This is a genomic window from Lamprobacter sp., assembly GCF_034860625.1.
GTDB lineage: Bacteria > Pseudomonadota > Gammaproteobacteria > Chromatiales > Chromatiaceae > Lamprobacter.
In genome coordinates, this window is the sequence record NZ_JAYESN010000114.1 from 1 (window position 1) to 12,057 (window position 12,057).

General features: G+C 61.7%; 15 protein-coding genes. 9 read left to right on the top strand and 6 right to left on the bottom strand.

Annotated features, from left to right (window positions below; translation table 11 throughout):
* Positions 1 to 20 precede the first annotated feature (20 nt).
* A complete protein-coding gene (locus VBE63_RS20290) occupies positions 21 to 1,223 on the bottom strand; it encodes a serine protease (RefSeq protein ID WP_323684839.1) in 1,203 nt (400 codons plus the stop codon).
* A 197-nt stretch (positions 1,224 to 1,420) separates the two neighbouring features.
* Between VBE63_RS20290 and VBE63_RS20295 the strand changes: the two genes are divergently transcribed.
* Together VBE63_RS20295 and VBE63_RS20300 are read left to right on the top strand one after the other, a co-directional pair.
* Complete coding sequence (locus VBE63_RS20295) at positions 1,421 to 1,708, top strand: hypothetical protein (RefSeq protein WP_323684840.1); 288 nt, start codon at positions 1,421 to 1,423, stop codon at positions 1,706 to 1,708.
* Between the two features lie 60 nt (positions 1,709 to 1,768).
* Positions 1,769 to 2,236, top strand: coding sequence for a hypothetical protein (locus VBE63_RS20300; RefSeq protein ID WP_323684841.1), 468 nt, complete (start codon positions 1,769 to 1,771; stop codon positions 2,234 to 2,236).
* A 56-nt stretch (positions 2,237 to 2,292) separates the two neighbouring features.
* Here the strand turns inward: VBE63_RS20300 and VBE63_RS20305 are convergent, their stop codons facing one another.
* Positions 2,293 to 2,481, bottom strand: a complete 189-nt coding sequence (locus VBE63_RS20305; RefSeq protein WP_323684842.1) for a hypothetical protein — start codon at positions 2,479 to 2,481, stop codon at positions 2,293 to 2,295.
* Between the two features lie 95 nt (positions 2,482 to 2,576).
* Here VBE63_RS20305 and VBE63_RS20310 point away from each other — a divergent pair, with 95 nt between their 5' ends.
* Complete coding sequence (locus tag VBE63_RS20310) at positions 2,577 to 3,353, top strand: ProQ/FINO family protein (protein WP_323684843.1); 777 nt, start codon at positions 2,577 to 2,579, stop codon at positions 3,351 to 3,353.
* Positions 3,354 to 3,363: 10 nt separating this feature from the next.
* On the opposite strand, the gene VBE63_RS20315 is transcribed toward VBE63_RS20310, so the two are convergent.
* Positions 3,364 to 4,203: an ion transporter gene (locus tag VBE63_RS20315; protein WP_323684844.1), complete on the bottom strand. Its 840-nt coding sequence runs from the start codon at positions 4,201 to 4,203 to the stop codon at positions 3,364 to 3,366.
* Positions 4,204 to 4,322: 119 nt separating this feature from the next.
* Here VBE63_RS20315 and VBE63_RS20320 point away from each other — a divergent pair, with 119 nt between their 5' ends.
* The 6 genes from VBE63_RS20320 (at position 4,323) to VBE63_RS20345 (ending at position 8,427) form a co-directional block, all read left to right on the top strand.
* Positions 4,323 to 5,066 carry a DNA-binding protein gene (locus tag VBE63_RS20320; RefSeq protein ID WP_323684845.1) on the top strand — a complete coding sequence of 248 codons (744 nt, stop codon included), beginning with the start codon at positions 4,323 to 4,325 and terminating at the stop codon, positions 5,064 to 5,066.
* A 24-nt stretch (positions 5,067 to 5,090) separates the two neighbouring features.
* Positions 5,091 to 5,666, top strand: a complete 576-nt coding sequence (locus VBE63_RS20325) for a 3'-5' exonuclease (protein ID WP_323684846.1) — start codon at positions 5,091 to 5,093, stop codon at positions 5,664 to 5,666.
* A complete protein-coding gene (locus VBE63_RS20330) occupies positions 5,663 to 6,202 on the top strand; it encodes a chlororespiratory reduction 6 domain-containing protein (RefSeq protein ID WP_323684847.1) in 540 nt (179 codons plus the stop codon). Before VBE63_RS20325 ends, VBE63_RS20330 begins: the two co-directional genes overlap by 4 nt.
* On the top strand, positions 6,199 to 7,215 hold the full coding sequence (locus VBE63_RS20335; protein ID WP_323684848.1) for a Fic family protein: 1,017 nt from the start codon (positions 6,199 to 6,201) through the stop codon (positions 7,213 to 7,215). The genes VBE63_RS20330 and VBE63_RS20335 overlap by 4 nt, the downstream gene beginning before the upstream one ends.
* Positions 7,216 to 7,340: 125 nt before the next feature.
* A complete protein-coding gene (locus VBE63_RS20340) occupies positions 7,341 to 7,706 on the top strand; it encodes a CidA/LrgA family protein (protein WP_323684849.1) in 366 nt (121 codons plus the stop codon).
* Entirely contained in the window at positions 7,699 to 8,427 is a 729-nt protein-coding gene (locus VBE63_RS20345) for an LrgB family protein (RefSeq protein ID WP_323684850.1), read from the top strand. Before VBE63_RS20340 ends, VBE63_RS20345 begins: the two co-directional genes overlap by 8 nt.
* Before the next feature lie 31 nt (positions 8,428 to 8,458).
* Here VBE63_RS20345 and VBE63_RS20350 read toward each other — a convergent pair whose 3' ends face one another.
* The 3 genes from VBE63_RS20350 to VBE63_RS20360 form a co-directional block, all read right to left on the bottom strand.
* On the bottom strand, positions 8,459 to 9,757 hold the full coding sequence (locus tag VBE63_RS20350; RefSeq protein ID WP_323684851.1) for a replication initiation protein: 1,299 nt from the start codon (positions 9,755 to 9,757) through the stop codon (positions 8,459 to 8,461).
* Positions 9,758 to 10,341: 584 nt separating this feature from the next.
* Positions 10,342 to 11,184 (bottom strand): hypothetical protein, encoded by an 843-nt coding sequence (locus VBE63_RS20355; protein ID WP_323684852.1) that lies wholly within the window; start codon positions 11,182 to 11,184, stop codon positions 10,342 to 10,344.
* The gene (locus VBE63_RS20360; protein ID WP_323684853.1) at positions 11,181 to 11,423 is read right to left on the bottom strand and encodes a hypothetical protein; all 243 of its coding nucleotides are present in this window, start codon (positions 11,421 to 11,423) and stop codon (positions 11,181 to 11,183) included. The genes VBE63_RS20355 and VBE63_RS20360 overlap by 4 nt, the downstream gene beginning before the upstream one ends.
* Positions 11,424 to 12,057 lie beyond the last annotated feature (634 nt).

The following is a 12,057-nucleotide window of genomic DNA, read 5'->3' on the forward strand; positions in this document are numbered from 1 at the left end:
CAAAGGTCGCAGCGGCGCCCTCAACGAGGTGATTCCGAAGTCTGACCAAGCCAAAAATCTAACCCCTCTCGATACGCCACTCCCAACCAGCCGTAGTCATCCACTCCCTCGAGATTCTCGCAACTGCTCAACCCGCCCGAGAGCACCCCGATCAGCTCACCTGTAGAGGCCAGGAACAGCCCTGAGCCGCTGCTGCCAGAGTCGGTGACACCGGCTGTCCAGGCAACGCTCAGGTAGTGGATGCCATCGGGATCTGCATCCTCTCCACAGTAGGCCGCATCCTCGCAGTGCAGATAATCCTTGATCCGACCCTCTGTGATCTTTTGCGGAGCCCCATGCGGATGATGGATGCTCACAACTGGCTCGCCCTCGAGCGGAAGCGCCGTCGACCAGCGGACAAAGGCCGCTCCCTCGGGGGGAGTATGGCGCAACCGCAGCAAACTGCTGTCGGCTGATGTCACGACTGTCAGCAAGTCGGCGCCGCCTCGGACCCATTGCGGGATCGCAGCCGATCCATCGCACTCTCGTACCCGATACCCCCAGACGCTCTCGACGCTCGAGGCCTTCGGTTGATCGGACACACAATGATGCGCGGTCAGCAGATAAGGAATCTCGGTCGCTGATTCAGCACCAGCGATCAGCGTACCGGTGCAAGTGCCCGTCTCGCCGTCGGCATCCGTGAACAGGATCAAGGCTGTCGCCCGGCTGAGTCTTTCAGCCTCCTTATCGCAGGCGACATCGCGAATGCAGTCCGTCTCTCTGTGAACCTCTTCCTGCAGCCAGGGCAGCCGGAATAGATGCGAGACGATAGGCACTGCCACGATGATCTGCTCAGGATCTGCCTCGGCCGGAATCAGGAGCTCGAGAGTCACCGACTCGCCCACGGTGGTCGGTGACCAGTACAGCCCGCTATCGAGCTCGGCCTCTGCCGCGGAGAGGGTGAAAGACTGTGTTTGATCGCTGTTGTGGAACCGGAGGACGGCGCCGGACGGCAGTGCCTCAAGCTGGAGACCCAGGCGAAGACCCGTGGCGCCGGGTGAGCGAAGGCGTTGCAGGCAGCGCCATCGCCCATCAGCTTGCCGCTGCCAGCACTCAGGCGTAGACACTAGGTTCATAGTCTCTGGCACAGAACGCCCAAAGCCGATCAACATGCGACCGGTGCCCGCTGCAAGCCGTTGCTGGCGGTCGACCTCAGCAACGCTGAGCGGCGGTAGTTGACGCAACTCAGGATGGCTCAGGTCATCGGCTCTCAGAGGCGCTGAGAGGCTGCCGATCAGCAGGATTGCGCCTAGAATAGGGCCTTGGATCGACTGGAGCTGAAGGAGATTACGTATGTTCGTGATCAAATTGGATGCAGGGTGCTGCGCGACAAATCGCCTTGGTCCGATTCATCGTTGGTTCCAGATTGGAGTCTTACATCATGGCTGAACCAAACAGTTTGCAGACCTACATGCAAGTCGCCGACGAGTTGATTGCTCGAACCTCGAAAGAGCAACTCGCCGACGTTGCGCGAATCCTGGCGATCAATCTCGGCTATTACTCCGAGCGCTATGGCGAGGTACCGCAGGAAGAGCTCATGGAACTGGTCAGAACCGAGACCCTGAACGATGAGCACGCTGGACTCACCGCCGCTGGGATGAAGAACCTGATCGCTGCAGTAATGGAGGTTACGGGTCTGCACTATACCCTCGATGACGAGTCATCTTGATACCGGAAACCGACGCTGCCGTTGACCACTGAAGCAAATACAGGCTCTACGAGTTAAGCATTGAGCATTCAAACCATTGCAATCGCCATTTGTCTTCTTGGACTGATCAATTTTACGATGCAGCGGCCAGCCGGCGCGGACGAAAACCTGAACTCTCGGGTCCGTTTCAACGTGCAGATGTCATGCGCGGCGCTCGCGCGCATCCATGCTGCTGACTATCCCGAAGCGGTGCGTATTTACAGCGAGGGGCAGTCTGCGAAGACCTTAGAAGAAGCCGACCGCGCGGCGCTCGGGCTGATGTGGCGACACCGTCACAGCATCGCTCAGACGCTCGCGATCTCTGCGTATTCCGAATGGGTTGGGCGCTTGCCGACCGAGGAGACCTTGGGCGATGAACAGAGTCGCTGGGTGCGCACGCTGATGGGCTACCCCATGGCGCTTCGTGAGGCTGTGGCGACCAACTGCGAGCCACTTTACATGCTCGCTGATCGTTCCTGCTCCAGCCGGGCGATCAATTGGAGTCCCTAAAATCAGGCGACAACCCTTCGACCTGCCTGCCTTTGCTGATCAGGGGCAATTCATGGCTATTCCGATGAACTTAGCGTTGAAAATGCACAGGCTGAGTTTGCGTCTTCGGTGCTAGACGGCACTAAACCCGTCTGATTTAAGCAGTTGATCAGCGCGGGACCGCCAAGCGCGGCCACAATTGCAACAATCGTGATCAGGATCAGAATGTCAATCAGGGTCAAACCGGTCAAGCGTGACTGCTTCATCAAGGCTCCTATCGTCGGGCAGGCACTGCGTAAAGTGTAGCCCTGCGCTGTTGTGAAGTTCGTACTACCGTTCACCGATTGTCAAAGAACGTCTCATGTTTGCGATGACCAGCCCCGAACCGACCTCCACGCCCGAGACAGACCCAGTACCGCTTGCGGTGCTGTCCGAACGCCTCGAACCCGAGGATCTCTGCGCGCGCTTCCCGGCGTGTTTTGATCTGTCCAACCCACGTCCGCTAAAGCTCAAGATTCACAAGGACATGCTCAAGCGCCTGACCGCCGAGCTCATTCCGGTCGAAGGCACGAACAAGGACCAACGGACAACAGCCAAATGGGTGCTGAGCCGCAAGCTCAAGCAAGCGCTGACGCACTACTGCAGCCTGCCAGCCTATCTCGATGCGATGCGCGAAGGGACGCCCCGAATCGATCTCGAAGGGACGCCGGCCGGCGAGGTCAACGCCCGTGAGGCCGAACGTGCTGCAGCGCAGCTGCGCGGTGAGATCAAACCGCCAAAGCCGCCATCATCGACACCGCCCGCTCCCGAACTCCCCAAAGACGCCCCACTGACGGAGGATGCCATCGTGCCCGGTCGCCTCGAGCTCACCCTGAAGTTTAACCAACTGCCCAAGGCGGTCCAGATCAAGGACGGCATGAAAATCGGCATCCAGACCGACAACGCCTTGGTGGTCGCCACGCTGCGTCCAAAGGCTTGGAAGAAGCTCACCAAGGCCAATACGGATTGGTCGCAGTGGGTCGCTGCGCTGAGCGGCACGCTCGGCGCCCAGGTACCCACCGATCAGGGACTGGCGATCATCCTGCAGGAACCGAACCTGCAGGTGTTCGAGAAGAAGCCGAAACCGGCGTCGGACTAAAGGCGCGGGTTCAGGCCTTTTGCTGCAATGCGGGCGGCAGTGCCGCGCGCACCGCCGCCACCTCCTGCCGCAGCGCCGTCAATTCCTCCAGCACCCGGTCGGTATCGGCGTGCATGCTGACCTCGAAGTCTTCGCGCTCCTGCACATGCTCGGCCTCATGCATGGTCTGCATGGTGTCGACAATGATGCCGATGAACAGATTCAGCATGGTGAAGGTGGCGATCAGGATGAACGGGATGAAGAACAGCCAGGCCAGCGGATAGGCGTCCATCACCGGGCGCACGATCCCCATCGACCAACTCTCCATGGTCATGATCTGGAACAGGGTGTACATCGAGGCACCGATGCTGCCGAACCACTCCGGGAAGGTCTGACCATAGAGGTTGGTCGCCATCACCGCGAAGACGTAGAACAGCAGCAGCATCAAGCCGGCAATCGAACTGATGCCGGGGACCGCCTTGAGCAGCGCATCGACGATGAAGCGCAGCTGTGGCACCGTCGACACCAACCGCAGCACGCGCAGCACGCGCAACGCACGCAACACCGCCAGCGGTCCACTGGCCGGCACCAGGGCGATGCCGACGACGATGAAGTCGAAGACAGACCAGGGATTGCGGAAGAAGCGCCCGCCAAAGGCGAACAGCTTGATGGCGATCTCGAGCACGAACACGGCCAGCACCAGGCGATCGGTGAGACGCAGCAGGGGGCCGATGGCCTCCGTCACTGTGGCTGAGGTCTCCAGCCCGAGGGTGATGGCATTGAGGACGATGAGGCCAATGATCAGACGCTGAATCGGCGCCGATTCGATCCAGGTGCCGAGGCGCGCACGCGACGACGAGAACGAGGACATCGGGGGATGCTCCAGAACGCAGACAGGGGGGGGAGACGGTGGGGCATCGAATCATAACATAATGCGTTTGTTATGCTATGTTATGGACATCCGTCGATCTTCAGGAACCGCAACCGCTCATGCCCCGCACAGGCGTCACCCGTGAGCAGGTCCATCAAGCCGCGGCTGCCCTCGCGACCGAGGGTGCCAATCCCACCGTGCAGGCGGTGCGCACGCGCTTGGGCGGCGGTTCGCCAAACCGGATCACCCCCTGGCTCGCCGAGTGGCGCGAGGCGCAGACGCCGCCCCAGGTCGACGCACTCCCCGAGATCCCCCCAGCCATCGATCACGCCATGCGCCATCTGTGGACGCTCGCCTGGCAACAGGCGCGGGCGCGGTTGGCCCCCGAGCGCCAAGCGCTCGACGACGCGCAGACAGCACTCAAGCGCGAGCGTGAGCAGGTGCGCGCCGAGACGCGCGAACTGAAGGCCCTGGCCGAGGAGCGCCAAGCGCGGCTGCGGGCGCAGGGTGCCGAGCTGGAGCAAGCCCGCGCGGCCGTGCTGCAATACCGAAAGCAACTCAACGGCCTACCGGCTGAGCGCGATCGACTCCGCGAGCAGGTCGCGCGGCTGCAGGCCGAGGCTGTCCGTGAGCAGGAGACCACCCGCCAGGCGAAACAGACGCTGGATCTGGGCGGCAAGAAGATCAGTGCGCTCGAACATGCCCTTTCCGAGGAGCGCCAGGCCCGCCAGCAGGCCGAGCAACAGCTCGCCGAGTTGCGCATCGAGCTGGCGACGCTGCGCGAGCGCACGGCCCAGCGCGAACAGTTCCAGCAGCTGCTCGATGCAGTCCGCGGCCAACAGGCCCCCCCGATCGAGCACTAATCCATTGCCGCAGAGGGACATCTCATGCAACGCACGCTCTATTTGGACCTTGAGACCACCGGCCTGGACCCCAACCGCGACGAGATCCTCGAGATCGGACTCCTCGACGCCAACGGCCAGATCTTGCTCGACAGCCTGGTCCGACCAGAGCATCACAGGCACTGGATCGGCGCTCAGGCCATCCACGGCATCCGCCCGGAAGATGTGCGGGATGCGCCCACCCTGGATAGCCTACGCCCGCAGCTGATCGCGCTGCTCACCGACGCCGAGGTGGTGATCTACAACGCCGAGTTCGAGCAGGGCTTCCTGCGCGCCGAGCTGGCGACCGCAGCAAGCACCCACTGCGCCATGCGTGCCTTTGCCGAGGTCTACGGCGAGCCGAGGAGCTACCGCGGCTATCGCTGGCAGAAGCTCCAGGTCGCCGCCGCCTACATCGGCTACGCATGGCCCGGCAGTGCACATCGCGCCATCCACGACTGCCAGGCCACGCGCGCGATCTGGCACTGGCTGCAACAGCAACCGGAACCCGCCACCGCGCCACCTGGCTCCTCGGACACCCTCGCTCTTGAGTCCGCCACCCGCACCGGAGCACTGCCATGACCGCTGCCGCCCCCTCGTATCAGCCGCGTTACCCACGCGCCCGCCTGTCGCCGGCCAAGGATGAGCTGCTGGCGATCGAGATCACTCGCGAGTCGGTCGAGCGCTACGACATCCAGCCACTGCTCGGCAAGCTCGAACTGCTGAGCGCCGATGCCCAAAGCGCTCTGCACTGGGAGGGCAAGCTGACCTTCTACTTCAGCGGCTGGGACCGCGACCCGCGCGAAACCGCCGAGATCCCCGAGATCCGTACCTACTTCGCTGCGGTGACCGCTGAGTGGCCTTATTGGCTCCATTTCGCCGAGAAGTCCGGCGACAGCATTCCGCATGTCTTACGATTGCTCTGCCGCGGTCATGTCGAGCGACGCCAACAGCGGCCGGTTGGTTGGCAGTTCGAGGACCCGAGCGAGATCAAACGCGTGCTGCTGCAGCTGTTCGATCAGATGAACGAACTCTACGACCGCCTGGAGCTGCCGGAAGAGGACAATCAGCGCATCACCGAGGAGGTGGCGCAATTGATCGAGTGCTCGCTGCAGTGACGTTAGACGGCGACGAGCCTCCGTACCGCATCACGCCGGCGATCCTCAATCAGGTGGCCGCAGTCAGCGAGACACTCGGGCGGCTGTCGCAGGCGAGCGAGGCAGGCCGGGCACTGCGGCTGCGACGCATCAACCGCATCCGCACCATCCACGGCTCGTTGGCGATCGAAGGCAACACCCTGAGCGAGGCGCAGATCACAGCCATTCTCGAGGGCAAGCGCGTCATCGCTCCGCCCCGCGAGATCCAGGAGGTGCGCAATGCGCTGGCCGCCTATGAACGCTTCTCATCCTGGCACCCTGAGCGTGAAGCGCACCTGCTGGAGGCCCATCGCATCCTGATGGCTGGCCTGATCGATGAGATCGGTCTCTATCGCAGTGGTGGCGTTGGGGTGATGGCAGGCGAGCAGGTGATCCACATGGCACCGCCACCCGGGCGGGTTCCGATCCTGATGGAGCGGCTGCTGCACTGGCTTGGCGACACCGAGGTGCATCCGCTCATCGCCAGCTCCGTCTTTCACTACGAGTTCGAGTTCATCCATCCCTTCGCCGACGGCAATGGCCGCATGGGGCGCCTGTGGCAAAGCCTGATCCTCGCCCATTGGAATCCGCTGTTCGCCGACCTTCCAGTCGAAAGTCTGGTCCATGCGCACCAGAGCGCATACTACGACGCGCTGCGCGAGAGCACCGAGCAGACCGACTCGGCGCCATTCATCGCCTTCATTCTGCGCATGATCGAAGCGGCGCTGCGCACGGCGACCCCCCAAGTCAGCCCCCAGGTTACCCCCCAAGTCGGCAAGCTCCTGCAGGTGCTCGAGGACGAGATGAGCCGTGAAGCGCTGCAGGAGAGACTGGGACTGAAGGATCGCCAATCCTTTCGCGCCCGTTATCTCAAGCCGGCACTCGAGGCCGGATGGATCGAGATGACCCGGCCCGACAAACCGAATAGCCGATCCCAGCGCTATCGGCTGACCGAAGCGGGGAAGGCATGGCGCACCGAGCAGGATCGGAAGTGAGACCATGGAAACGGCCCGATTCATCCGTCAGCGACACTGCGGTTCTCTCTGCGATCACGCGCGCATGAACATGAACCGGTGGTCACATGCGTCGACATGCGCAACAGGCACGAAGAGAACAACAGATGCTTGAGGCCCTGCTGCTGATCCTCCTCTGCCAATTGATCGGCGAGACCTTGGTTCAGCTCGCCGTGCTGCCCATTCCCGGTCCCGTGCTCGGCCTGCTGCTCCTGCTCGGCTGGCTGTTCCTGCGCGGCGGTGTCGCCGATGAGGTCGGTCGCACCGCCGATACGCTACTGGCTCATCTGTCGCTGCTATTCGTACCCGCCGGCGTCGGCGTCATGCTGCACTGGGAACGGGTGCGTGAACACTGGCAGGCACTGGCGCTGGCCTTGATCCTCGGCACCCTGATCACCCTGGTGGTCACGGCGCTGACCATGGCTGGCATGCGGCGTCTGCTCGCCTGGCGTCGGAGACCGACCGATGGCTGAAGCGCGCCTGAGTGACATCTGGGTCTATCTGGCTGCCTCGCCGCTACTCTGGCTGACCACGACCCTGGCCTGCTACCTGCTCGCGCTGCGCCTCTATCGGCTGGCTGGCAACACACCGCTGCTGAACCCGGTGATGGTCGCCATCGCGCTGCTGATCGGCCTGCTCTGGCTCACTGACACCCCCTATCGGATCTACTTCGAGGGGGCGCAGTTCATCCACTTCCTGCTAGGACCGGCCACCGTGGCGCTCGCTATTCCGATCTACCGCCAGCGCCATCGGCTGCGCGCGCTCGCCCTGCCGATCCTGATCGCGTTGCCGGTCGGCGTCGCCACGGCGGGCCTGAGCGCGATCGGTCTGGCGGCGCTGTTCGGCGCGGAGCCCCAGATCCTGCTCTCCCTGGCACCAAAATCGGTCACCGCGCCGGTGGCCATGGGCATCAGTGAGAAGATCGGCGGTATCCCGACCCTGACCGCCGTGCTGGTGATCAGTACCGGCGTGGTCGGGGCCGTGTTCGGCACCGCCGTGCTGCGGCTGCTGCGCTGTCACGATCCGGCCGTGAAAGGCTTTGCGCTGGGCCTGAGCGCGCATGGCTTGGGCACCGCGCGGGCGTTTCAGGTCGATGCCACCATGGGCGCCTTCGCCGGGCTGGCGATGGCGCTTTCCGCCTTTGCCACGGCGTTGTTGCTGCCGCCGTTGCTGGGGTGGTTGGGGTTTCGCTGAGTATCAGGTGCGTGCGATGGGTTGGTCACGCTCATGCGCCCCGCGACAGAGCACTCTGAAACGCCTGCAGATTCAGCTCCTCCGGCGCTTGCAGCAGGGACTCACTGAGCTCAGCGAAGAACTGCGCCTCGACCATCGGGCTCTTGAAACCATCGCGGCGATAAGGCTTGAGCAGGATCGATCGCCCGTGTTGCAGGCGCTCAACGAACGCGGCCCGATGCGCCTCCTGCTCGGCCTCCGTGAGCGCTGCGAAGCGTTCGCGGACACGCTGACTGCGGAAACGCTCCCAGTCCGCTTTCAGCTGCTCCTGCGCCTGCCTGGCGGCTAGTCGGGGTGAGGGTTCGCTTGGCTGGCGAGGCGGCTCCGGCATCGGCCGGTAATCTTCCTCGATGGCCCGCACCAGATAGGCCGCGAAATTCTTCACCTTCCCGGCCTTATGCTCGGCCACGGCATGCGCCAGGTTGCCGCGGATGCGCTCCTCATCATGGGCCGCGACCAGCGCCTTGGCTTTACGAAGGCCAACACCTTGCGCGATCAAGGCCGTGATCAGTGGATCGGTGATGTCCTCGATGGGTGGGTCGCCATTCGCGTCGGCTTCGACTGTCGCCTCGATCATTCCGCCCAGCATGAGCTGCACGGCCTTACGCTCAAGCACGAAACGGATCGCGGCCACCGAACGGCCGCTTTTGATGGCCTGGTAACGCACATCGATATCGGCGTGCTGATTGATCTCCCGAAGACAGGGTTTGAGCACATCGGCGTTCAGGTGCTTGTAGGGTCCGTCGAACTGCAGCACATGGCGCAGGGTGTCGAGCGAGACCTCCAGGCTGTGTGTCTTCGGACTGCCGGCCCGACAGAGATCATCGATAAGAAATTCGTAGAGGGCGAGGGCATACTTGCTGGAGAACTGCGTCTGGATCAGCAGCTGGATCTTGGCGAACAAGGTCGGGTTTTGGACCTTGTCAACGAGCAGCGGATTGAGCACATAGCGCAGCTGGCCGCCGCAGAGTTCGGCGCCGGCGAGGAAGGTGCAGACGCCCCAGTTGGTGGTGCGATCCTGCTTGAGGCTGTTCCAGATGATCGCGGTGGTAGTGAGCTGCTCGAGGGCCTCCTTGATCACATCCATGTTCTTGCTGCGTCCCAGGCCGATCAGCGACATCAGCAGATTCACCGACATTTGGTTGTCGGTCTTACCCTGATGACGCTGGAAGTGCCAGATCAGCGCGTTGAAGACTTTTCGCTCGATCAGCGATAGTCGATTGCCCACATGCACCGTCGCCGTCGGCTTCAGCAGTTGCTCCTCGGCTTTACAGGTCAGTTCGCGCATCATCCTTCCCAGTCCATGCTCACTGCAGCCAAAGCCTACCCTAAAGGTCGACCAGCGTCAGTCTTTTTTCGACCTCAACCGCTGCTGTGGTCATCGCCCCAAATCCTCGACCTTTCCCCAAATCTCCGACCTTTAAACCCCAAATCCTCGACTCATCGCCCCAAATCTCCGACCTTTCAAGCAACGAGCGCCAAGGCGTCAATCAGTAAAATCAATCACTTGTCCATAGATCCAACGGCCAGAACAGCAGAGCCCCCAAATTTTCGACCTTTAAAGTCTTTTGTTAACAATTAGTTACGTGGATTTCCCCAAATCCTCGACCTTAAAACCCCAAATCCTCGACCTTTCGCTCCGAAAAACAAATTAAAAACAAAGCGTTACTGACCCTCTTAACTGTTGTTAACTATTAAAAAGAACAACAACAGCGCCCCAAATCCCCGACCTTTCGCTGACCAGAACCAGCGAAAAGAACGGTTGTTGTTGTTTTTTTTATAAAAAGAGAAGAAGAGGGGGCATCGCGGCAACAAGCATCCGCAGCAGGGTCCTGTACTGCCGCTGCAGTGTTCCAGCGCTGAGCGATGGTCCCCTTACGCTAGTTGAGACAGCGGGCGCTGTTCCAGCAGAAACCCCGCCGCGCGCGGATGCCCACCGCCACCGAACTGGGCCGCGATCTCGGAGACATCCAAGCCCTGTGCATCCGAGCGCAGGCTGAAGCGCCGCCCATTGGGCGTGTCGTGGTAGCAGGCAGCAAAGGGCTCACCGCGACTGAGGATCGCGCCGATCTCGGAGCTGTACTGGCCGGGGGCGTTGATCACCGGGACCTCGAAGCCAGCGATACGGCTGCGATAGGCCAGGGTCTCGACCAGATACCGCACCTCCTTATCCTGTTGGCGCAGGATCGGAATCCCTTCCTCGCGCAGTTCCTCGGGGTCCTCACGCATGAGCCGGCCCCATTCGATGAGCGAGAACGGATAGGAGTCGAGGGTGGCGGTGATCTCCCGCGTGCCTGGTAGCTCGAAGCGCCACAGATCGCGATCCTGTACATGCTCGAGCAACCGCGGTGGTCGCCGATCGGGGAAGTAATGATCCCAGGCGATCATGGCGCCGCAGCGTTCCATGTCGAAGACGGTCACCACGTTGGCTGGCAGATCGACCAGATCGGCCTGAGCGGAGGCATGGTGGTCGAGGATCAGGATGCGCTCGGCCCCGTCCGCCATCGCCAGCAACTCGTCGCGCTTGTAGCTGAAATCAACCAGGATGACCTCGCGTCCGCGCACCTCAGGCGGTGGTTGGTGGTGGACACCGGGATAGAGCTCAAGGCCGGTCTCGGCATGCGCCATGTCGACGACCCAGGCGCCCGAGAAGCCATCCAGGCAATCGGTGTGGTAGATGCACAAGGGTGGTTTGGAGGTCTGTGACGGGTTGCTCACAACGAATGCTGCTCCTGGGTGTGGGTGTTGCCCGTTTGTTCAAACGGAACAACGCTGATGACTCGGTCAAAGAGCGCGGAAAGCCGATCGCTTTCGCGCAAGGCCAACGCGAGATCCTGAAAACGAAGGGCGTGTTGTCGTCTGCAGGTTCGTCCTGGATCACCATCCGAACCGTCAACCCAGCTTGGTGGATCGCTGTTCAGTTCCAACAGATAGGCTTGATTTTCCACGCGAGTCATTTCGAAACCTCAAAAAATTGAGTAATTAGTGCTGTAGCTCCAAGCGAGATCTGCCTCTGCCTCTGCGTCTCGAGGTTAGACCAGTCTAGGACATGACAGCACCGAGGTGCTTGAACTGGACCGCGAGCCTTGATGACCTCTCCACCTTCCAAAGCTCTTCTTCGGCCGTTGTGCACGCGCTGAGGCCTGATCGGGTCATCAGCATTGCATCACTCACCACCCTCAAAAGCCTCTTCTCTTCCGGATGAGCGAAGCGAATCCATCGGACGCGCGTAGCCGAAGGCTAGCGCTCCTTAAAACTGCCGCTGAGTGTCTTTGCATCGGCGCTATCCCGTACTGCCATCGGTGCTATCCCGCGAAATCCTTCCGCCTGCTGACACGACAACGACCACTGGGCGGGTTCCCGCGTTGGCGCCGCGGTTCCTGCTCCTGGGCGGTCGGTGCTATACCCTTATCGAGGATGACTGGAAGCGCGTCGACCGCAGCGGCCTGATTAGATAAAGATTAAGAGAAGATTAGGGTTCGCGGGCGATCTCTGAAAATAATTTTAAGATCAATTAATTAGGATCGAATTTCGAGCCGCGTCGGTCGGTGCTGTACCGTTAGTTGGTCGGTGCTATACCACTAACCGGTC